Genomic DNA, 18,294 nt, shown 5'->3' on the forward strand with positions numbered 1-18,294 from the left:
CGATCCACTCTTCCGTGTCGCCAGGGCCCCTGCCCGGCGACATGTCACTCATGGTAAGCACATGGGTACGGACAGTGGCTAGGGGTCTGCGGTGCCCAATTGCAGAGAACCAGCGCCGGGTTGACGTACCCACACGTCAGACGATCGAACCGTCCACCGTGCACCAACGCCAGTCTGCCCCCGGTTCCAAGCTGCGCAGTACCGGATGACGGGCCTCCTTGGAGTGCGCGGAAGCATGCCGGTACGGCGACGAGTCGCAGCACCCCACGTGCCCGCACTGCAGGCAGAGCCGCAGTTGTACGGGATGGCTGCCGACCGCCAGGCATTCCGGGCAGGTGTCACTCAGCGGAGTCGGTTCGGGGTGCGGCAGCTCGGCGACGTGCGGGCACTCGTTCATGATGGCCAGGTTACGACGTACGAACGGATGAGGGCGGGGCCGGAACCGATGGACGCATTGCCACTGCTGCTCCTGGTCGCGGGCAGCGCAGTCGTCGCCGGGGCGGCCCGCAGAACGCCAATCCCCGCACCGCTGCTGCTCGTCGCGGTCGGGCTCGCGGCGGCGTACATCCCGGGGGCGCCCGACTACACACTGCAACCGGACATCGTGCTGCCACTGCTGCTGCCGCCCCTGCTGCACACCGCGGCTCTGGACAGCTCGTACCTGGACCTGCGGGCGAACGTCCGGCCCGTCGCCTTCCTGTCGGTCGGCTATGTGCTGTTCGCGACCGTGATCGTCGGCTACCTCGCGTATCTCGTCGTTCCCGGCCTCCCGCTGACCTCCGCGCTGGTGCTCGGCGCGGTGATCGCGCCGCCCGACGCGGTGGCCGCGACGGCCATCGCGCGCCGGGTCGGGCTGCCGCCGCGCATCACCGCGATCCTCCAGGGCGAGTCGCTGGTCAACGACGCCACCGCGATCACCGCGTTCAAGGTGGCGGTCGCGGCGGCGGTGGGGGAGGGCGCGAGCTGGGTAGGCGGGATCGGGGAATTCGCGGTCGCTGCGGTCGGCGGGGTCGGGGTGGGCCTGCTGCTGATGGTGCCGCTGCACTGGCTCCGTACGCACCTCAAGGAGGCGCTGCTGCAGAACACGCTGTCGCTGCTGATCCCCTTCGTGGCGTACGCGGCGGCCGAGTACGTACACGCCTCGGGAGTGCTCGCGGTGGTCGTCGTCGCCCTCTACCTGGGACATCGCTCCTGGCAGGTCGACTTCGCGACCAGGCTCCAGGAGCACGCCGTCTGGAAGATGGTCTCCTTCGTCCTTGAATCGGCCGTGTTCGCGCTCATCGGGCTTCAACTGCCGTACGTCCTCGACGGACTCGGCCGGTACGGGGGCGGGCAGGCCGCCTGGTACGCGTTCGCGGTCTTCGCCGCGGTGGTCGTGGTGCGCTTCGTCTGGGTCTTCCCGGCGACGTATCTGCCACGGATCATGTCGGCGCGCATCCGCGAGCGGGAGCCCGGCGTGACCTGGACTTCACCGGTGATCGTGGGGTGGGCCGGGATGCGCGGGGTGGTCTCCCTCGCCATCGCCTTCTCGATCCCGCTGACCGTGGACCAGGGCGAACCGTTCCCCGAGCGGAACCTGGTGCTCTTCCTGACCTTTACGACTGTGATCGCGACACTCGTCGTCCAGGGCCTCACCCTCGCGCCGCTGATCCGCCTCCTCAAGCTGCCGAGGCGCGACACGTACGCCGAGACGCTCGCCGAGGCACAGGCCCAGAGCGAGGCGTCTGCGGCCGCCGAGGCCCGGCTCGACGAGCTCCTCGCCGACCCCCGCAACGCGCTGCCGCAGCCGCTCGCCGACCGGCTGCGCACGGTCCTCGAACGGCGGCGCAACGCGGTCTGGGAGCGGCTCGGCGGGGTCAACGAGGAGACGGGGGAGTCGGCGGACGACACGTACCGGCGGCTCGCCGGGGAGATGATCGCCGCCGAGCGCGCGGTCTTCGTGGAGCTGCGGGACCGGCGGCAGATCGACGACGAGATGCTGCGCTCGCTGATGAGGAGGCTGGACCTGGAGGAAGCGGCGGCCTACCGGGCGGATGCCGACTGACCGGGCCGGTCGGGCTGATCCGGCTGACCCGGCTAACCCGGCTGACCTGTGATGACGGCCGCGACGGTGGTGCCGGGCGGGAAGGCGCCCTCGGTGGCCAGCGTGGTCAGTCCGTACAGCATCTTGGCGACGTAGAGCCGCTCGACCGGCAGCCCGTGGCGGGCCTCGAAGTCCTCGGCGAACGCGTCGAGTTCGGGGGTGGTGCGGGCGTATCCGCCGAAGTGGAAGCGGTCGTCGAGGCGCCAGTCGCCGGTGGGGCCGCCGAAAGCGGTGAGCTGGAGGGCGCGTATGTCGTCGCCGAGGAAGCCGCCCTTGAGGACCGGGAACCCGATGGCCCGCTGCCCCGGCCCCAGGCCCGCCGCCAGGCCCGCGAGCGTCCCGCCGGTGCCGCAGGCGACGCCGACGACGTCGGCGGCCCCGCGCAGTTCCTTCCCGAGGGCGGTGCAGCCCTGGGCGGCGAGTGCGTTGCTGCCGCCTTCGGGGACGACATGGACGTCCCCGGCGGCCGCGCTGAGGATCTCCGCCAGGACCTCGGGGTCCGATTTGCGGCGGTAGGTCGCGCGGTCCACGAAGTGCAGGCGCATGCCGTCCGCCGCGCACTGGGCCAGGGAGGGGTTGAGGGGGCGGCCGGCGAGCTCGTCGCCGCGTACGACGCCGATCGTCGGGAAGCCGAGGAGGCGGCCGGCCGCGGCCGTCGCCCGCAGGTGGTTGGAGTACGCGCCGCCGAAGGTCAGCACGGTGCGCCCGGCCGCCGCGCGCAGGTTCGGCGCGAGTTTGCGCCACTTGTTGCCGGGGAGGTCCGGGTGGATCAGGTCGTCGCGCTTGAGCAGCAGACGTACGCCGTGACGGGCGAAGCGCTCGTCCTCGGCCTGCTGCAGCGGCGAGGGGAGCCGCGGCCGCAGGCGGGAGAGGTCGAGCGCTTCGGGGGGCACGGCCCCATTGTCCCAGTGGTCCCGCCGGTGCGCGTGCTTGAGGTGGTTGCTTACTTGAGGCGGTTGTGGATGCGCTCGCGCATGGTGTTCATCGAGAAGCCGCGCGGGTCGATCTTGCCGGGCTGCCATTCGCGATGGCCGATGACGGAGCGGGAGTTCCACCCGTGCCACCGGCAGACCGCGGCCGCCGCCCGCTCGATCGTTTCCAGCTGTGCCGCGGGCCAGGGGTCTTCGCCGTCACCGAGGTTCTCGCACTCGAAGCCGTAGAAGTGCCGGTTTCCGTCGGTGTTGGCCTCGTTGTCGGTCGGCAGGGCCCTCTCCGCGATGACGGCGCGCAGTACGTCGTCGTCGCCCAGTCCCGCGTGATTGGCGCGGCCGTAGCCGACGAGATGGAGCGAGCCGTTCTTGGCGATCACGCCGTGGCAGAGCGGTCCGGGGAGGCTCGCATAGCCGTCGCGGCAGATACGCACGGTGTTGGCGGTGCCTGAGGTGACGGTGTGGTGAATCATCACGCCGTGCACGGGGCCCCAAGGGCCCTTGTGGTTGCGGTTGTGCGTACGCCAGTCGCCGACCTCGACGACAGTGATTCCTTCGTCTCTCAGTACGTCGAGGAAGTTGCCCGCGGACATGGGTGAGGCCATGACCGCCTCCTTAGGTGAGATTCGGATCGTCTCGTACGCCGCTTGTACCGGAACACCGTTGGCAGGGCTATCCGTTCGGGACATGAGCGAGCTGTTTCAGTCAGTTGTCGGCGAGGAACTGTGCTCTGCCCCGGCATCGATGATCTAGTCACACTCTTTTGTGTAATGGCGCGTCGACTCCCCGCACTGCAAGGCTTTTCCGTGCAGGTCAGCTCATGATCGAGAGGGAGTCAGATGTCGGTCGAGGCAGGTTCCGAGGTCCGCGAAGAGCAGGTTCAGCCGCAGCAGAGTCTCGGTACGGCCGCTGCGCGGAACTTGGCCACCACCACCAAGTCCGCACCGCAGATGCAGGAGATCACCTCACGGTGGCTGCTGCGGATGCTGCCATGGGTTCAGGTCCAGGGCGGTACGTACAGGGTAAACCGTCGGCTCAGTTTCGCGGTGGGCGACGGACGGGTGACGTTCGTACAGACAGGAGACCGCGTCGAGGTCGTCCCAGCCGAGCTCAGCGAGCTGCCGGCGCTCCGGACCTTCGACGACGAGGCGGTGCTCGGTGAGCTGGCACAGCGGTGCGAGCAGCGGGAGTTCGCGTCCGGGGAAGTGATCGCTGCCGCCGGTGATGCCGCGGACACGGTGTATCTGCTGGCGCACGGCAGGGTCGAGAAGGTCGGCGACGGGCCGTACGACGACGAGGCGGTGCTCGGCTTCCTCGCCGACGGGGCGTACTTCGGCGACCAGGCACTCGTGGAGGAGGACGCCACCTGGGGGTACACGGTCCGCGCGGCGACCGCGTGCACCGTGCTGACGCTGTCCCGCCAGTCCGTACTGACGCTGGCGGACCGCGCGGAGTCGCTGGGCGACCATCTCGCGCAGGTCCGCTCCCTGCCGCGCCAGCGGACGAACAAATACGGCGAGGCGCACATCGACCTCTCCGCAGGACATGTCGGCGAGGCCGTTGTCCCGCACACCTTTGTCGACTACGAGGTGGCGCCGCGCGAGTACGAACTGAGCGTCGCCCAGACGGTGCTGAAGGTCCACAGCCGGGTCGCCGACCTCTACAACCAGCCAATGAACCAGACCGAGCAGCAGTTGCGGCTCACGGTCGAGGCGCTGCGCGAGCGTCAGGAAGACGAACTCATCAACCACCGTGAGTTCGGCCTGCTCAACAACTGCGACTACGGGCAGCGCTTCCAGCCGCACGACGGTGTGCCGACCCCGGACGACATGGACGACCTGCTGTCGCGGCGGCGCAGCTCCAAGCTCTTCCTGGCCCACCCGCGCGCCATCGCCGCGTTCGGGCGCGAGTGCAACAAGCGCGGCCTCTACCCGGAGAGCGTGGAGATCGGCGGCAGCCGGGTGGTCTCCTGGCGCGGCGTCCCGATCTTCCCCTGCAACAAGATCCCGGTGAGCGACGCCGGTACGACCTCGATCATCTGCATGCGTACGGGCGAGGCCGAGCAGGGCGTCATCGGGCTCCAGCAGAGCGGCATCCCGGACGAGATCGAGCCGAGCCTCTCGGTGCGCTTCATGGGCATCGACGAGCAGGCGATCATCTCGTACCTCGTTACGGCGTACTACTCGGCGGCGATCCTCGTGCCGGACGCGCTGGGTGTGCTGGAGAACGTCGAGATCGGCAGGTGGGGTTAGCGGGCGCAGTCGCGAGGCGGTTCGTGCGTCCGGTTCAGGGCATCACCGAAGCACTGCTGGAGGAAGTGACCGTGACCATGACCAGAGCGGAAGCGGCCGCCCCGGAGGGGCACGAGGCTGCGGCGCTTCTCGAACGGACCCGCAGCGCTGTCAATCCCCAACTGCGCAGTACCGTCGAGAGCCTGCCGGGTTCCATACGCCGTATCGCGATGTACCACTTCGGCTGGGAGCAGGCGGACGGTACGCCCGCCTCGGGGCAGGCGGGCAAGGCGATCAGGCCCGCTCTCGTCCTCGCTTCCGCCCAGGCCCTCGGCGGTGACCCGCGGCAGGCCGTGCGGGCGGCAGCGGCCGTGGAGCTCGCGCACAACTTCACCCTGCTCCATGACGACGTCATGGACGAGGACCCGACCCGCAGAAACCGGCCCACCGCCTGGACGGTCTTCGGTGTCCCGGACGCGATCGTCGCCGGGGACGCCATGTGCGCGCTCGCGCTGCGGCAGCTGGCCGAGGATCCGCACCCGGCGGCGGCCCAGGCGTCGGCGCGGCTCGCCGCCTGTGTCATCGAGCTGTGCGAGGGACAGCAGGCGGACTGCGAACTCGAACGGCGCGGCCCGCAGGATGTGTCGATCGACGAGTGCCTGTCGATGGCCGAGGCCAAAACGGGCGCGCTGCTCGGCTGCGCGTGCGCACTCGGCGCGCTCTACGCGGGAGCGGACGAGGAGGAGGTCGCGGCCATGGACGCCTTCGGGAGGGAAGCGGGCCTGGCGTTCCAGCTCATCGACGACCTGATCGGGATCTGGGGCGACCCCGACCAGACGGGCAAGCCGGTGGGCGCGGATCTGGCCGCCCACAAGAAATCGCTCCCGGTGGTGGCGGCACTGGCCTCGGGCACCGAGGCGGCCGACGAGCTGGCGGGGCTCTACCGGGGGCCGCTGGACGCCGCCGCCGTCCAGCGCGCCGCCGAGGCCGTCGACCGGGCGGGCGGCAGGGACTGGGCACAGGGACATGCGGCGGACCGGATGGCCCGGGCCGTGCACCATCTGTCGCGGGCGGTGCCCGACCTGGGGGCGGCGGGAGACCTCCTGTCGCTGGCGGAGTTCGTCACACGCAGAACCCGCTGATCAGCTGCCTCTGTGCGGGCGTCCGGGAGGGAGGCCCCGGGCGTCCGCGCATGCACTGATTCACCATGCAGGCGCCAACTCTAGGATCGCGTACGTCAGTTACGTACCCGAGAGAGGGCCGGACCGTGGGCGTGGGCGTGGACGTAGAGATACGGCAGGCGGGGGAGAGCGACCGCGAGGCGCTCGTACGGCTGCTGGACGAGGCCTTCATGGACGACCCGGTGAGCAGCTGGGTCTTCCCCGACCGGGAACACCGCCGTCGCGTGCACGGCACCTTCCTCGGCGTCTTTCTCGACGTGGCTCTCCGTGAGGGGCGTGTCGACGTCACCGAGGACGGATCGGCGGCCGCCCTCTGGCTCCAGGTGCCGGCCGGTCCGCCCGAGGAGGACGACACTCCCGTACGGATGAGGGAAACCGCCGACCCGGACAACGAACGGGCCGAACTGAGCGGCCGGTTGACGGGCGAGGTGCATCCGCACGACCGGGCCCACGAGTATCTGCTGCTCATCGCCGTCTCGCCGGAGCGCCAGGGAGAGGGGCTCGGCACCGCGCTGATCGAGCCGGTCCTGGAGCGCTGCGACCGCGACGGCGTGCCCGCCTATCTGGAGGCGAGCAGTGCGCGCAGCAGCAAGCTGTACGAGCGGCTCGGTTTCGCCTTCACCGGCCGTACGGTCGATCTTCCCGACGGCCCCCACATGTGGCCCATGTGGCGCGAGCCGCTCGCCTGACGCGGCGGCGCGCTCCTCAACTTTCCTGACCTCCCTAACTTCCCTCCAGGGAAAGGCCCTTGCGTAACCACTACGGATGGACCACTATGCACGGAGTGGTTGCGGGACGGGTGATGCACGCCGACCGGCTCCCGCATCCCCTCCTTGCCTTCCGACCAGAGGATCAGCTTGCGCAAGCTCACGTACTACGTCGGTATGTCCCTCGACGGTTTCATCGCGGCGCCCGACGGCGCCTACGACATGTATCCGCTGAGCGAGTCCTTCATCAAGGACTTCCTCATCGGTGAGTACCCGGACTGTCTGCCCACCCCTGCGCGTCAGCAGCTCGGCGTGGACGACCTGGAGAACAAGCACTTCGACACGATGCTTCAGGGGCGGGCAACCTATGACGCGGCTCTGGAGATGGGGATCGCCAGCCCGTACAAGCACCTGCGCCAGTACGTCGTGTCGCGCAGTATCGACAAGTCGCCGGATCCCGACGTCGAGATCATCTCCGGTGATGTCGCGGCCAAGGTCCGGGAGCTCAAGCAGGAGGACGGCCTCGGGATCTACCTGGCGGGCGGGGCGAATCTCGCGGCTCAGCTGCTGGACGAGATCGACGAGGTGGTCGTCAAGCTGTACCCGATCGTGCTCGGTTCGGGCATCCCGCTGTTCTCGGCCGGGTTCGGCGTCCACAACTTCACGCTCGACGCGGCGCCTCCGCGGACGTACGACAATGGGGCCGTGGTCCTGAAGTACAGCAAGGTCCGCTGACCCGGACCGGGGGCGGTGCCGTACTCGAACGGGCTAAAGTCCGGCCCATGACAGGAGAGCCATGGGCCGGCTGGTACCGCGATCGCAAGGGTTCCGTCGCCGTCGGGATCACGACGGACGGACAGCGGCTGCGCACGCGCATCAGGGGAGTCGACTTCGAGGGCGACAGCTTCGACGCGCTGGAGCCGGTGCAGGGGGAGGGCGGGGGCGGCAGTGCGATATTCGCGCTGTCGGACGGTGGCTCGCTCTGCGACTGCGTACTTGAGTGGGACATACCGATTCCGGTGTACGCGGACGGGCGGGTGCACCGGGCCACGCTCAGCTGCCTGCTGACCCTCGGCCGACCGCTTCCCACGGGTGGCATCGACCGTGAACACCTTTCCCTGACGCTGCACTTCGACGGCGCCGCGTACGAATCCGAGCGCGCCGAGAACGACTTCGAGCACGCGCTGACGGTGATACAGCGGCGGCTGCCGGAGGGGGCGTACATGCGGGCGTGCATTTCCTGCGCCTTCTCGGACTATCACCCTGCGGGCAGCGGGCTGTTCGGCAATCTCGCCTGCTTCCGGCGGATCAAGGACGAGTACCGGGCGATCGAGAGCGGGCGGGAGCTGCTTCGGCTGTGGGACCTGCGGTCCGGCTTCGTGCAGGAGACGTGGGCTTGCGCGGACTTTGAGCGGAGGCCGCCGGAGGGGGCGGGTTATCGGGGCCCGTTTCCGTATGTTCGGGCGGGGACAGGCGAGTTGGCCGCGTCTGGCAAGCGCGGGGTGCGGTCTGCGTCCTCCTCCTCGGCGGTGGGGTAGGGCGAGGCGGGGTCGCGGCGGAGGTTTCTGTTGCCGGGGCCGCCGTCGACGACGGACTCGGCATCCGTCCCTGCGGGCGGCCGGTCCGTCGTGAGGCGGTCACCTCGTATCCAGAAGGTCCGCTCTTCCCGCTCCGGCAGGACGATGCCCCGTACTCGCAAGTCGGCTCCCTTTGTTGCCGATTGGGAGCCGCCTGTACGTGTACGGGGCATCCAGGGGTCAGGAGGCCGCCGGGACGAACCCGTTCTGCCAGAGCTGGTTGACCCTGTTGCGCTCATTCCGGTCGGGGGTGGCGTTCTGGCAGGAGGTGCCGGGGCCGCCGCCGGACATCAGCTCGCTGCACGGGCCCGAGTAGTGGTCCGGCAGACCGAGGACATGGCCGGTCTCGTGGGCGGTGACGCGGGTCGAGTTGTACTGCTGGTTCTGGCGGTAGTCGAGGAAGATGTACCCGCTGCCGTGGCCGTCGGTGCTGGCGTACGAGCCGCGGGGGTCGTTGCCCTCGCGGTAGGTGAAGTCCGGGTTGGAGCCTTCCTGGAGCTTCACGTTGGAGACGGAGCTGTTCCATATCTGGGTGCTGCTGGCTATCTGGCTGCGGAAGCTGGGCGCGTTCGCCGCGGAGTAGACGACGGTGACGGCCTGCGCGCCGGGGTTCGCGGCGCGCTTCTCGGCGACCGACTTCTTCACGGCCTCGAAGAAGGCCTTGGTGGCCGCGGCGTTCTCCTTGGACTTCTCGTACGAGATGTACGAGACGTACGAGGGGTGCGAGCTGTACGAGCCGTACTGCGCGGGTGCGGCGTTGTGGGGGGCCGCCGCATTCGCGGGTACGGCGCCGAGGGTCGCAGCGGCGAGGCCGAGGCCGAGGGCGGTGGTGAGGACGGTCCTGGTGTGTCTCATGTGGGGGGCTCCTACTCGTCCGGGGAACGTGAAACGTGAACGGTTCGGTAGGGGAGAGTGTCGGGGAGCCCGGGCCGGTGCGGATGATGCCAACCGGCGATAGCGCGAGCGCATCACGTCGGCCAACCACCATGAAACCGGGGGCGATTCGTGTGGTTGTGGTGTCTGGTGTGACGCGAGGGGCCCGCTTACGCTCGGGGTATGGAGCTCGAGGTGAGGCACCTCCGTGCGCTGTGCGCCATCGCCGAGGCCGGCAGCCTGCACAAAGCCGCCCGAAGTCTCGGCATGAGCCAGCCGTCCCTGACCACGCAGCTCCGCCGCATCGAGAACTCCCTGGGCGCGGAGCTGTTCTCGCGCGAGCGCACCGGGTGCCGGCCGACGCCCCTGGGATACGCGGTGCTGAGCAGGGCGCGTCCGCTCGTCGAGCAGATGAGTGCGCTCGTGGCCGAGACGAGGGCAGCCGCGGCCCGTACGACGGAAGGCCCGCATCTGCGGATCGGCGCCACCGCCAGCCGTGTCATCGCGAACTGGCTGCGCAGGCTCCGTGTCCGGCTGCCCGGCACGGACACCTCACTCCATGTCGACGTATCGGCAAACGCGCTGCTGCGGAAGCTCGCGGCCGGGCAGCTCGATGTCGCCTTCGTGCACGAGGTGGAGGGCTCTCCGCTGCGGATGCCCGACGGCCTCGTGCAGCGCGTACTCGTCGAACGGGAGCCGCAGTTCATCTCGATGTCGCTGGATCATCCGGCGGCCGCCCGGCCGGTGGTGGAACTGGCGGATGTGGCCGCCGACCGGTGGATGGTCGACCCGACGGTGGACGGCGAATGGGACGGTCTGCGCCGCGTATTCGCCGAAGCCGGTCTCAATCCGCCTGTCCTGTACGGGGATTACCTCACTGCTGCCTCCCTGATCGTGATCGGCGAGGCGGTCGCGCCCTGCCAGCCGACGTCCGGTCCGCGCGACGACATGGCGATACGGCCGTTGCGCGGCGACCCGCTCGCCGTACGCCTGCTGCTGGTGTCGCGGCCCGGGTTCGCCGAGGCGGCGGCGGTGTACGCCGACCTGGAGGCGGCGTACCGCGACGCGGCGATGCGGGCGGCCGGGTACCGCCAGTGGCTACTGCGCAACGAGAGCCCGCTGCTGGCGGGGAGCGCGGTGGCGTGACGGAGCAGCCGTACGGCCCCGTCCCGTCGGTCCCGGTGCGATCCGCTCGGTCCGGAAGTTCCACCGGCGGCAGCCGTACACCTGATGGCGGTGCGAAGAAATGCGGCCCGGCCCCCGCCCCTTGATGCTGTACGGGCACCAGGCCACCGAAGCAGCTGAAGGGGATCCCTCATGACCCACGTCATCGCCGTCACCGGAGCCACCGGACAGGTCGGCCGCCGCGTCGCCAGGGGGCTCGCCGCCGCGGATCCGGACGCCCGCCCCGCCCTGCGCCTCCTCTGCCGCGACCCCTCCCGTCTGCCCGACCTGCCCGGCGCGGTCAAGGCGGCGCCCGCCGCCTATGGCGACGCTGACGCGATGCGCGCGGCCATCGACGGCGCCGACACGCTCTTCCTCGTCTCCGCGCACGAGAGCGCCGACCGCGTGCGCGAACACAAGAGCGCTGTGGACGCGGCGGTCGCGGCGGGCGTGCAGCGGATCGTGTACTTGTCCTTGCTCGGCGCGGCGCCGGACGCGACGTTCACCTTCGCCCGCGACCACTGGCACACCGAGCAGTACATCCGCGCCACCGCCCTGCGCCACACCTTCCTGCGCGACAGCTTCTACCAGGCCGCGTTCCCCGCCATGACCGGCGAGGACGGCGTGATGCGCGGCCCGGGCGGCGACGGGAGGGTCTCGGCCGTCGCGCACGAGGACGTGGCGGACGCGGCAGTCGCCGTACTCCTCGGCGAGGGCCACGACGGTGCGACGTACGACCTCACCGGAGGCGAGGCCCTGTCGCTCGCCGAGATCGCGCAGGAGCTGAGCCGGGTCACCGGGCGCACCGTCACCTACGTACCCGAGACGCGCGAAGAGGCGTACGCGTCACGGGAGCGGTACGGCGCCGAGGCGTGGGAAGTCGCGGGCTGGGTGTCGTCGTACGAGGCCATCGCGAACGGCGAGATGGCAGCCGTCTCCGACGCCGTGCCCCGCCTGACGGGTCACCCGGCCAAGACCTTCGCCGAGTACCTCAAGGAACACCCCAGGAGGTACCGGCACCTGGTCAGCGGCATGGGAGAGGGGCAGCGGCATGGGTGAGGTCCGCCCCCGCTGCCGACGGGCGTACGCCTCACAGCGCGCATGGGGCGAGACCTGGCTGGAGGAGGAAGCTGACCGCCTGAAACCGGCGGCGTCAGAGGCCGGTGGCGTCAGAGGGCGAGCTCGTAAGTGATCTCCTCCGTCGGACACTCCGCCACCATGTTCTCCAGCGCCGCCAGCTCTCCCGAATCCACAGCCAGCTTCCAACGCCCCTTCACCGCCGCCCACTCGGCGATGTACCGGCAGTCCGCACTGTCGTCGGACGGCTCCCACCGCGCCGGATCCCTGTCCCCCTTGAGACGCTTCTCGGCGGCGGTCACGGCCGCGAGCACCCTGGGGTCGGCCATGTCGTTCGCGTACCGCTCCCGCTCCTCGTCGCTCCACGCCGACGCACCGCTGCGCCACGCCTCGGCGAGCGGCACCAGGTGGTCGACGTCGAGCGCTCCGGCGCCGGTGTGGTCCTTCTTGTCGTAGTACGAGTGCCACGCGCCTCCCGTGATGGTGCACCACCGGTCGACGGCGGGCGGCGTCGTCGCCTCCGCGATGATCACCTCGGCACGGGTGTCGCAGCCGTCCTGGTCCGGATCGGTCCAGTGCCTGAACTTCCCCACGCTGTACCCGGCGCTGTCCTCGGCGGCGACCGGCAGATCGGCGATGGCCTTCTCGACCGTGGTACTGACCGTGTCACCGGGCGCGGCGGCGGCGCCTGGCGCCGAGCCTGCGGCGACTGCCGCCGTAATCATCAACACCGACACCAGGGAGCTGAGCTTGCGCATGCTGATCCCTCCAACTCGTACGGACGGACCAGTAGTAGCGGCCCCTGTCCGCCGGACGTACCGGACAGGTGCCGTAAACCACACGAATGTGGGTGCCGGGTGCGCCGCCCCTGCTCAAGTGCGCCGCAGGCTCCGCCCGCTCTGTCCCGGATGCCGAAGCCGAAGCCGAAGCCGAGGCCGAAGCTGAAGCCGCCACGCCCGGTCGCCCAGCAGCGACATCGCGGCCGGCAGCAGGACGCCGCGTACCACCGTCGCCTCCAACGGCACGAAAAACGCCGACAGCACCCGGCTCCGCGCGGATGCCGGGTGCTGTCGGTCGTACCGGAAAAGGTGACTTGGTGGAGGTCAGGCCTTCTTCGTCTCCTAGTAATGGACCGGGTTGGTGACCTGCGGGGATCTTCCCTGTGGGTCGCTGACCTGGCCTTTTATCGATTGCTTGCGATGGGGTACGACGGTCTTGATCGGGTGTCCTGCGGACTCTGTGCGGACTGCTGCTGCGGCGCTCCGCCGTCGGAGTAGTGGTTGGCCTACTCCTGAAGCGGGGCGTTGGTCCAGAAGGAGTGGGCCCTTCTCAGAAGCTCCTCGGCGGCGTCGCCGTACGATGCCGCACTGCTCAGCGCGGCGAAGGCTTTGTCGTACAGGTCGAGCTCACTCTGTTCCGTGATGTCCACGGAGGACGAGACGAGTTCCACGTGGGCCCGATCGCCATCGCCGTAGATGTTGAACCCGTGGACGGGGAACAGGTCCACCCGCGCGGTGGAGGGAAGGATCCCGAGTGTGAGACAGGCCAGGCCGAGCTCTCGCAGGAGGCGCTCGACCTGTTGTCGCATGACCTCGGGCCCGCCGATGTTCGTGTAGAGAGCCTGCTCCCCGAGGACGACGTCGTAGTGGTGCTCGCCGTCGTACAGAACCTGCTGTCGCTGCATGCGCTTGGCGACGCCCGCAGGCACGTCGTTCGGGACACCGAGGAAATCCACGACCTGGCCGAGGACCACGGTGGCGTATGCCTCGGTCTGGAGCGTGCCCCAGATCATCGTGGGCACGTACGCCTTGCCCTCGCGCGTGTTCTGGTACCAGCGCACCACGTCGTCCTGAGTCGCTTCCGTACCAGTGGACAGACGATCCGTCCAGGGAACTGAACTGGTCACCGCACCCCCTCCTGAATGGTGCCGCCGGAGCGGCTTCGATGGGCGTAGCCGTTCCGGTCGAGGATGGCGCCGAGCATCCGATCTTGTAAGAGCGGGAATCGGTCAGGTCACGCGCTCGATCTCGATGGTGAGGGCACCGAGGGCTTCCTTCTCGGGGCCGTAGATGGTGCGGATGTTGACGAGTTGCTGCTCGCGAGTGGCGGTTGGGTTGACGTTTACCGGGCCCTCGCCGTCGAGGAGGGCCTCGAAGTCGGGGTATTCGGTGACGCGGAGGACGTTCACGTCGCAGGTCTCGTCGGTTCCCTTGATGCGGAAGCGGATGATGTCGCCGGCTGCGAGGTCGGCGAGGTGCGGGTACTTGACCCGCACCTCGATGGTCTTGATGCCCGCGGCGACGAGCTCGAAGTACTGGCGGTAGAGGTTGAGCTCACGGACGCGGGCGGTGCTGTTGGTCATGGGGCGGGAACGTCCTGGAGGTTGGTGCAGTCATGATGCGGTTGAACTCGGCGGCCGACCCTAGTCGTGCCTCCGGGACACGGGCACGAGGGGAGGTGGAGCAGCAGCTGAAGTGTCGGCGCCGGAGACCTGGGGCTCATTCTCCGAACCGGGCTCGGAAGGGGGCGTCGCGAGGCCGGGAACGTGCCGCAGCGCGATAGGGACCCCGCCGGTGGCCAGATAGGGGATCTGGACCACCAGATAGATCAGCGGGGCGAGGAGAACCAGGTACTCGGCGCTGAGCCCTAGGGCCTTGAATCCCGCAACCAACCCGACCCCGGTGAGAAAGGCCAGGACGTGGCCCAGGACCATACGCCACGGCAGTGGTGCCTCGACCGATACGGAGTCCGCTGCAGTGGACTCCCCCGGAGGGACCATGTTCAGGGGCTCCTGGCGACCGAGGGTGTCGATCAGGCCCACGATGTGCTCGGCGAGGGCCGTCGCATGAGAACGATCACGCAGACAGGCTTCGAATTCGTTCTCCAGCCGATGGGACATGCCGACGCACTGCGTCAACAAGGCTGCGCGCGGGCCTGCTTTGCGAGATACACCGAACTGCGCGTAGGTGATGAGCGCCTCGCTGAGTCTCTCCACGTTCCTGCTCAGCTGCGCCGTTGTCGCGGATGTTGCCTTGCTCTCATCCGCATGGGTCTGGCACGCCACGAGAGTGCTCACAGCAGCCCACTGCACATACGCAGGCGATCGTCCGCGTCTGATCGCTATCAGGTCGAGCTGGACGTAACACACCGTGAGTAAGAAGAACGCATACGAAGGCAACCACATCTCCATCGCCATGTCCCAGTGGTGCTCCACGAGCGCCGTGAGCGATGCACCCGTGAAGATCGTGATGAGCGACAGGAGCAAGAGGGAGACAGAAGCCGCCCAGCGGCCCCGCTCCGCCAGAGCCCAGAGCTTCAGTTCGACCTCACCCCACTTCTTCGGATGCCGGATGCCCAGCCCGTTCAGCGCACCTTCGGCTTCGCGGATCAGCGCCCGCACCCGTGACTCCGTGCGGCCCCGCAAGAAGGGGGTTCGGTTGATCAGCCGACCTGGCTTTCTGACAGGACGGGCCACGAAGGCGAAGCCGGCCAGAACCGCCGCGGGGGTTACAACAGTGGCTAGAGCCGACATAGCCGCATAGAAGTGAAGGAGGAACTTCAACACCGGTCCCTTCAGCCCAGGAGGGGCATCGGCGTCTCTATCGCCAACCGTCGAGGGAGACTTCCGGGCCGCCGGCAAGATACCGATGGAGGGCGCTGGCGGTGGTGTCCACAAACTCCTCGGGGATGGCGTCGGCGTCGATCCAGCGGACCTGGGAGTGCTTGCGGGGTTCGCGGTTCTCGGGTTCGCCGGTCCATTCGTGGGCGGCGAAGACGACCGTGAGGAAGCCGTTAGGGGCTTCGACGCCCCAGGCGCCGTGGATGACATGGGCCACCTTGAGGGCATCCGGCTTCACTGTGAGGCCGGTCTCCTCGTAGAGCTCGCGAACTGCGGTCTCGGTGACCGGCTCGCCCGGCTCGCTCTTGCCGACGGGGAGATCCCACATGCCCTGGGCGAACTTGGCGTTCTCGCTGCGCTGGAGGAGGACGACGCGGTTGGTGGCCTTGTCGTGAACGATGACCGCGGCGACCAGCAGGGTCATCGATTCGAGCGCCGACTTGAGGGCATTCGGCTGGTCGTCGGTCTGCTGGGTCACGGTGTTCCTTTCGTCGGACGGGTTGTCCGGCATGTTAGGCGAGGGCCTCGCGGGCGCGGCGGGCGAGATCGGCGGCGCCGGGTACTTTGCGCCGCTGGTAGACCGCGAGGGTGGAGCGGATCGAGGTGATCGCCTTGCGGGTGCGGTCTGAGGTCATGCCTTCCATGAGAACCAGGGCTTGGGCCCAGGCGGCGACGGCTTCGTCGGCGCGGGCCTGGGCGGCGAGGCTGTCGCCGAGGTCGGCGTGGGTGAGGGCGTGGACGCGTTTGTACTTTTCCGGGTCCCAGCGGGTGAGGGCATCCCGGTGCTGTTGCTCGGTGCCGATGTGGTCGGCGAGGTCGGTCAATGTGCGGGCGGTGTGGCTGGCCACGGTGCCGGCGGCGGGGCCGCTGACGCGGGAGTAGCTGGGCTGGGGGCCGTCGTCCCGTAGGAGGGCGTCTTCGGCAGCGAGGAGGGCGCGTGCGGCCGAGGGGTGCTCGTTGACGGCCGCGTAGGCGCGGGCTTGGGTGATGTGGTGGAGGGCTTCGGTCTGGCCGTCGATGTGGCCGGTGCCTTGAGCAAGGGCGGCTGCGGCGAGGTCGACGCAGTGGTGGGGCTGTTTGAGGCTGAGGGCCTGGTGGGCGAGGGCTCTCATCATCCAGGCGGCGTGGCCGTGGGGGTCGGCTTCGCAGGCGAGCTGGTAGCCGACCTGGTAGTAGCGCTGGGCGGCGCCCTCCTGGCCGAGGTCGTGGTGCTTCCATCCTGCAAGGTAGGCGAGTTCGGCGACCGCGCCGAAGGCTGCCCGGCGTAAGGCTTCGCTGGGGAAGCGGGCGCGGAGCATGGGTGCTGCGGTGTCGGCGAGGTACGCGGTGACTGTGGTCAGGCCGTGGCCGCCGCCCAGGCGTTCGTCTGCGGCGCTGAAGGCCGTGGTGATCTGTCGTACGACGTCCACGTCCTCCACGCCGATCACGGATGTGCCTGTGCGGGCGCGGAGCATGCGGGTGGTGGCCTCGTGGTCGTAGCCGAGCGGCATCGCGACGCCGGCCGTGGTGAAGGCCGCGATGGCGAGGAAGCGGCGGCGCTCGACGTCGGCGCGCCCGAGGTCGGTGACGGCGAGAACGGGGTCGGATTCCGCCAGCTCTTCGGCGTCGGCTGCGCGGAGGCCGATCTCGGTCTGGGTGATCGTGCGTCGCGCTCGGCGGGAAAGCGCCTCGGCGAGGTACTGGCCCACTCGCCCGGACGGCGCGCGGGTGCCGTTCACCCAGTGGGAGATGGCCGACTTGTTGGTCTGGAGGATCTCGCCGTTCTCGGCGGCGATGCGCTGCACGTCCCTGGCGAGAGCCTCGTAGGTGCAGGCAACCGCGTCGATGACCTCGCGCAGACGGGAGTTGGGTTCTCGCTGCGCCGCCACGATCGCCTCCACTCCGGAGCTGTAAACCGCGTATACCGCTTCAACTGCCTTCCACCGTACCCACTGTGCGTGACCGCCGGTTCACTTATCAGCAGCCGCCCGGAACGGCGCAACCGTGAACCAGGCTCCCCCTGGGTCCGGGCGGCTCCCCGAAGTTCCGTACACCCACACCGGGGTCGGGCATTCCTGTGCCCGAATCCGGCCGAACAGAGACGGAGACACGGTGACCACCATCGACACCACGGCCATCACGGTCGAGCTGCCCGAGGCGTTCGACGCGCGCTGGAGCCGCCTGCCCGGCATCCAGGTCGACGGCCGGCGCATCACCATCGACCCGGCCGAGTACTTCTTCCGCTTCGAGTCGAACACCTGGCTCGTCGCCGACTGGGAGCTCGTCGAGGCCCAGCTCCTGGACGTGGCCGAGACGACCGAGAGCGCGGTCGAGCAGCTCGCGCTGGACTTCATCAAGCAGCACGGCGAGTCCACCGCAGACGCCGCTCGGGTGCTCAGCGTTGCGTACGAGGTGTACGCGTACCTCTTCCGCGACGAGCACCTGGCCGGTCTCGGCCTGCCGCAGATCACCGCCGAGCACCTGCGGATGCTCCGCGAGGCCGCCACGCTCATGGCGCTCAACAAGGTCGAGCTGGACGGGCACATCTCCAACGTCGGCCCGTGCTGGTTCTTCCCCGCCGCCACCTCCGTCGTCTTCGACCTGGACGACGAGATGGGCGGCATGCTCGACGAGGTCTACCACGGCGGCTGGTTCAACGAGCACCGCCGCATCGAGTCCATCAAGGCCCACGCCGCGCTCGGTGGACGGCTCGTGCACGGCTGCCAGTCCGTGCCGGACCAGACCGGCGGCGTCGTGGCGCCTTACGGTGCCTCGATGGCCAACTTCCGCGACGACCTGGCCGCGTTCAAGGCGGGCTGGATCGAGCAGGTCTACGCCCACCGCGTGAGCCCCGCCGCGTAACCCCACCGATCG

The 18,294-nt window shown here is 69.2% G+C and carries 19 protein-coding genes; 9 read left to right on the forward strand and 10 right to left on the reverse strand.

All coding sequences use genetic code 11. The features are described 5' to 3' along the window. Nucleotides 1-136: 136 nt before the first annotated feature. Nucleotides 137-397, reverse strand: coding sequence for a UBP-type zinc finger domain-containing protein (locus PXH83_RS20815; protein ID WP_274561909.1), 261 nt, complete (start codon nt 395-397; stop codon nt 137-139). Nucleotides 398-445: 48 nt separating this feature from the next. Between PXH83_RS20815 and PXH83_RS20820 the strand changes: the two genes are divergently transcribed. Next, on the forward strand, nt 446-2,044 hold the full coding sequence (locus PXH83_RS20820) for a Na+/H+ antiporter (protein WP_274561911.1): 1,599 nt from the start codon (nt 446-448) through the stop codon (nt 2,042-2,044). A 32-nt stretch (nt 2,045-2,076) separates the two neighbouring features. Here the strand turns inward: PXH83_RS20820 and PXH83_RS20825 are convergent, their stop codons facing one another. Together PXH83_RS20825 and PXH83_RS20830 are read right to left on the reverse strand one after the other, a co-directional pair. Then, the gene (locus PXH83_RS20825; protein WP_274561912.1) at nt 2,077-2,976 is read right to left on the reverse strand and encodes a 1-aminocyclopropane-1-carboxylate deaminase/D-cysteine desulfhydrase; all 900 of its coding nucleotides are present in this window, start codon (nt 2,974-2,976) and stop codon (nt 2,077-2,079) included. A gap of 50 nt (nt 2,977-3,026) precedes the next feature. After that, a complete protein-coding gene (locus PXH83_RS20830; protein WP_274561913.1) occupies nt 3,027-3,617 on the reverse strand; it encodes an N-acetylmuramoyl-L-alanine amidase in 591 nt (196 codons plus the stop codon). A gap of 234 nt (nt 3,618-3,851) precedes the next feature. On the opposite strand from PXH83_RS20830, the gene PXH83_RS20835 reads away from it, so the two are divergent. The 5 genes from PXH83_RS20835 to PXH83_RS20855 all read left to right on the forward strand — a co-directional run bounded on the left by PXH83_RS20835 (nt 3,852) and on the right by PXH83_RS20855 (nt 8,669). Next, nucleotides 3,852-5,264: a family 2B encapsulin nanocompartment shell protein gene (locus PXH83_RS20835; protein WP_274561915.1), complete on the forward strand. Its 1,413-nt coding sequence runs from the start codon at nt 3,852-3,854 to the stop codon at nt 5,262-5,264. A 77-nt stretch (nt 5,265-5,341) separates the two neighbouring features. After that, nucleotides 5,342-6,385, forward strand: coding sequence for a family 2 encapsulin nanocompartment cargo protein polyprenyl transferase (locus PXH83_RS20840; protein WP_274562926.1), 1,044 nt, complete (start codon nt 5,342-5,344; stop codon nt 6,383-6,385). A 137-nt stretch (nt 6,386-6,522) separates the two neighbouring features. Next, on the forward strand, nt 6,523-7,113 hold the full coding sequence (locus PXH83_RS20845; RefSeq protein ID WP_274561917.1) for a GNAT family N-acetyltransferase: 591 nt from the start codon (nt 6,523-6,525) through the stop codon (nt 7,111-7,113). A 168-nt stretch (nt 7,114-7,281) separates the two neighbouring features. Next, nucleotides 7,282-7,866, forward strand: a complete 585-nt coding sequence (locus tag PXH83_RS20850; RefSeq protein ID WP_274561919.1) for a dihydrofolate reductase family protein — start codon at nt 7,282-7,284, stop codon at nt 7,864-7,866. 47 nt (nt 7,867-7,913) lie between these two features. Next, complete coding sequence (locus tag PXH83_RS20855) at nt 7,914-8,669, forward strand: DUF6304 family protein (protein ID WP_274561920.1); 756 nt, start codon at nt 7,914-7,916, stop codon at nt 8,667-8,669. Between the two features lie 219 nt (nt 8,670-8,888). Here PXH83_RS20855 and snpA read toward each other — a convergent pair whose 3' ends face one another. Next, nucleotides 8,889-9,563, reverse strand: coding sequence for a snapalysin (gene snpA / locus PXH83_RS20860; RefSeq protein WP_274561921.1), 675 nt, complete (start codon nt 9,561-9,563; stop codon nt 8,889-8,891). Nucleotides 9,564-9,764: 201 nt separating this feature from the next. On the opposite strand from snpA, the gene PXH83_RS20865 reads away from it, so the two are divergent. Together PXH83_RS20865 and PXH83_RS20870 are read left to right on the forward strand one after the other, a co-directional pair. Continuing rightward, entirely contained in the window at nt 9,765-10,727 is a 963-nt protein-coding gene (locus PXH83_RS20865; RefSeq protein ID WP_274561922.1) for a LysR family transcriptional regulator, read from the forward strand. A 171-nt stretch (nt 10,728-10,898) separates the two neighbouring features. Continuing rightward, entirely contained in the window at nt 10,899-11,804 is a 906-nt protein-coding gene (locus PXH83_RS20870) for an SDR family oxidoreductase (RefSeq protein ID WP_274561923.1), read from the forward strand. A 110-nt stretch (nt 11,805-11,914) separates the two neighbouring features. Here the strand turns inward: PXH83_RS20870 and PXH83_RS20875 are convergent, their stop codons facing one another. From PXH83_RS20875 to PXH83_RS20900, 6 genes are all read right to left on the reverse strand, one after another. Further along, nucleotides 11,915-12,580, reverse strand: coding sequence for a GmrSD restriction endonuclease domain-containing protein (locus PXH83_RS20875; protein WP_274561924.1), 666 nt, complete (start codon nt 12,578-12,580; stop codon nt 11,915-11,917). 527 nt (nt 12,581-13,107) lie between these two features. Continuing rightward, nucleotides 13,108-13,728 carry a DUF5753 domain-containing protein gene (locus PXH83_RS20880; protein WP_274561925.1) on the reverse strand — a complete coding sequence of 207 codons (621 nt, stop codon included), beginning with the start codon at nt 13,726-13,728 and terminating at the stop codon, nt 13,108-13,110. Nucleotides 13,729-13,830: 102 nt separating this feature from the next. Beyond that, nucleotides 13,831-14,184, reverse strand: a complete 354-nt coding sequence (locus PXH83_RS20885) for an ASCH domain-containing protein (RefSeq protein ID WP_274561927.1) — start codon at nt 14,182-14,184, stop codon at nt 13,831-13,833. Nucleotides 14,185-14,244: 60 nt separating this feature from the next. Next, nucleotides 14,245-15,222: a hypothetical protein gene (locus PXH83_RS20890; protein ID WP_274561928.1), complete on the reverse strand. Its 978-nt coding sequence runs from the start codon at nt 15,220-15,222 to the stop codon at nt 14,245-14,247. Nucleotides 15,223-15,421: 199 nt separating this feature from the next. Then, nucleotides 15,422-15,952: an NUDIX domain-containing protein gene (locus PXH83_RS20895; RefSeq protein ID WP_274561929.1), complete on the reverse strand. Its 531-nt coding sequence runs from the start codon at nt 15,950-15,952 to the stop codon at nt 15,422-15,424. A 1-nt stretch (nt 15,953) separates the two neighbouring features. Further along, on the reverse strand, nt 15,954-17,309 hold the full coding sequence (locus PXH83_RS20900) for an NsdA family TPR-like regulatory protein (RefSeq protein WP_274562927.1): 1,356 nt from the start codon (nt 17,307-17,309) through the stop codon (nt 15,954-15,956). Between the two features lie 223 nt (nt 17,310-17,532). Here PXH83_RS20900 and PXH83_RS20905 point away from each other — a divergent pair, with 223 nt between their 5' ends. Then, entirely contained in the window at nt 17,533-18,282 is a 750-nt protein-coding gene (locus PXH83_RS20905) for a hypothetical protein (RefSeq protein ID WP_274561930.1), read from the forward strand. Nucleotides 18,283-18,294: the final 12 nt, after the last annotated feature.

This window comes from Streptomyces spiramyceticus (genome assembly GCF_028807635.1).
Taxonomy (GTDB): domain Bacteria; phylum Actinomycetota; class Actinomycetes; order Streptomycetales; family Streptomycetaceae; genus Streptomyces; species Streptomyces spiramyceticus.

What these genes read in the sequence shown, in the direction of transcription:
- snpA (WP_274561921.1), bottom strand. Translation starts at nt 9,563, where the DNA reads ATGAGACACACCAGGACCGTCCTCACCACCGCCCTCGGCCTCGGCCTC.
- PXH83_RS20865 (WP_274561922.1), top strand. Translation starts at nt 9,765, where the DNA reads ATGGAGCTCGAGGTGAGGCACCTCCGTGCGCTGTGCGCCATCGCCGAG.
- PXH83_RS20835 (WP_274561915.1), top strand. Translation starts at nt 3,852, where the DNA reads ATGTCGGTCGAGGCAGGTTCCGAGGTCCGCGAAGAGCAGGTTCAGCCG.
- PXH83_RS20820 (WP_274561911.1), top strand. Translation starts at nt 446, where the DNA reads ATGGACGCATTGCCACTGCTGCTCCTGGTCGCGGGCAGCGCAGTCGTC.
- PXH83_RS20885 (WP_274561927.1), bottom strand. Translation starts at nt 14,184, where the DNA reads ATGACCAACAGCACCGCCCGCGTCCGTGAGCTCAACCTCTACCGCCAG.
- PXH83_RS20855 (WP_274561920.1), top strand. Translation starts at nt 7,914, where the DNA reads ATGACAGGAGAGCCATGGGCCGGCTGGTACCGCGATCGCAAGGGTTCC.
- PXH83_RS20830 (WP_274561913.1), bottom strand. Translation starts at nt 3,617, where the DNA reads ATGGCCTCACCCATGTCCGCGGGCAACTTCCTCGACGTACTGAGAGAC.
- PXH83_RS20895 (WP_274561929.1), bottom strand. Translation starts at nt 15,952, where the DNA reads ATGCCGGACAACCCGTCCGACGAAAGGAACACCGTGACCCAGCAGACC.
- PXH83_RS20840 (WP_274562926.1), top strand. Translation starts at nt 5,342, where the DNA reads ATGACCAGAGCGGAAGCGGCCGCCCCGGAGGGGCACGAGGCTGCGGCG.
- PXH83_RS20815 (WP_274561909.1), bottom strand. Translation starts at nt 397, where the DNA reads ATGAACGAGTGCCCGCACGTCGCCGAGCTGCCGCACCCCGAACCGACT.
- PXH83_RS20875 (WP_274561924.1), bottom strand. Translation starts at nt 12,580, where the DNA reads ATGCGCAAGCTCAGCTCCCTGGTGTCGGTGTTGATGATTACGGCGGCA.
- PXH83_RS20870 (WP_274561923.1), top strand. Translation starts at nt 10,899, where the DNA reads ATGACCCACGTCATCGCCGTCACCGGAGCCACCGGACAGGTCGGCCGC.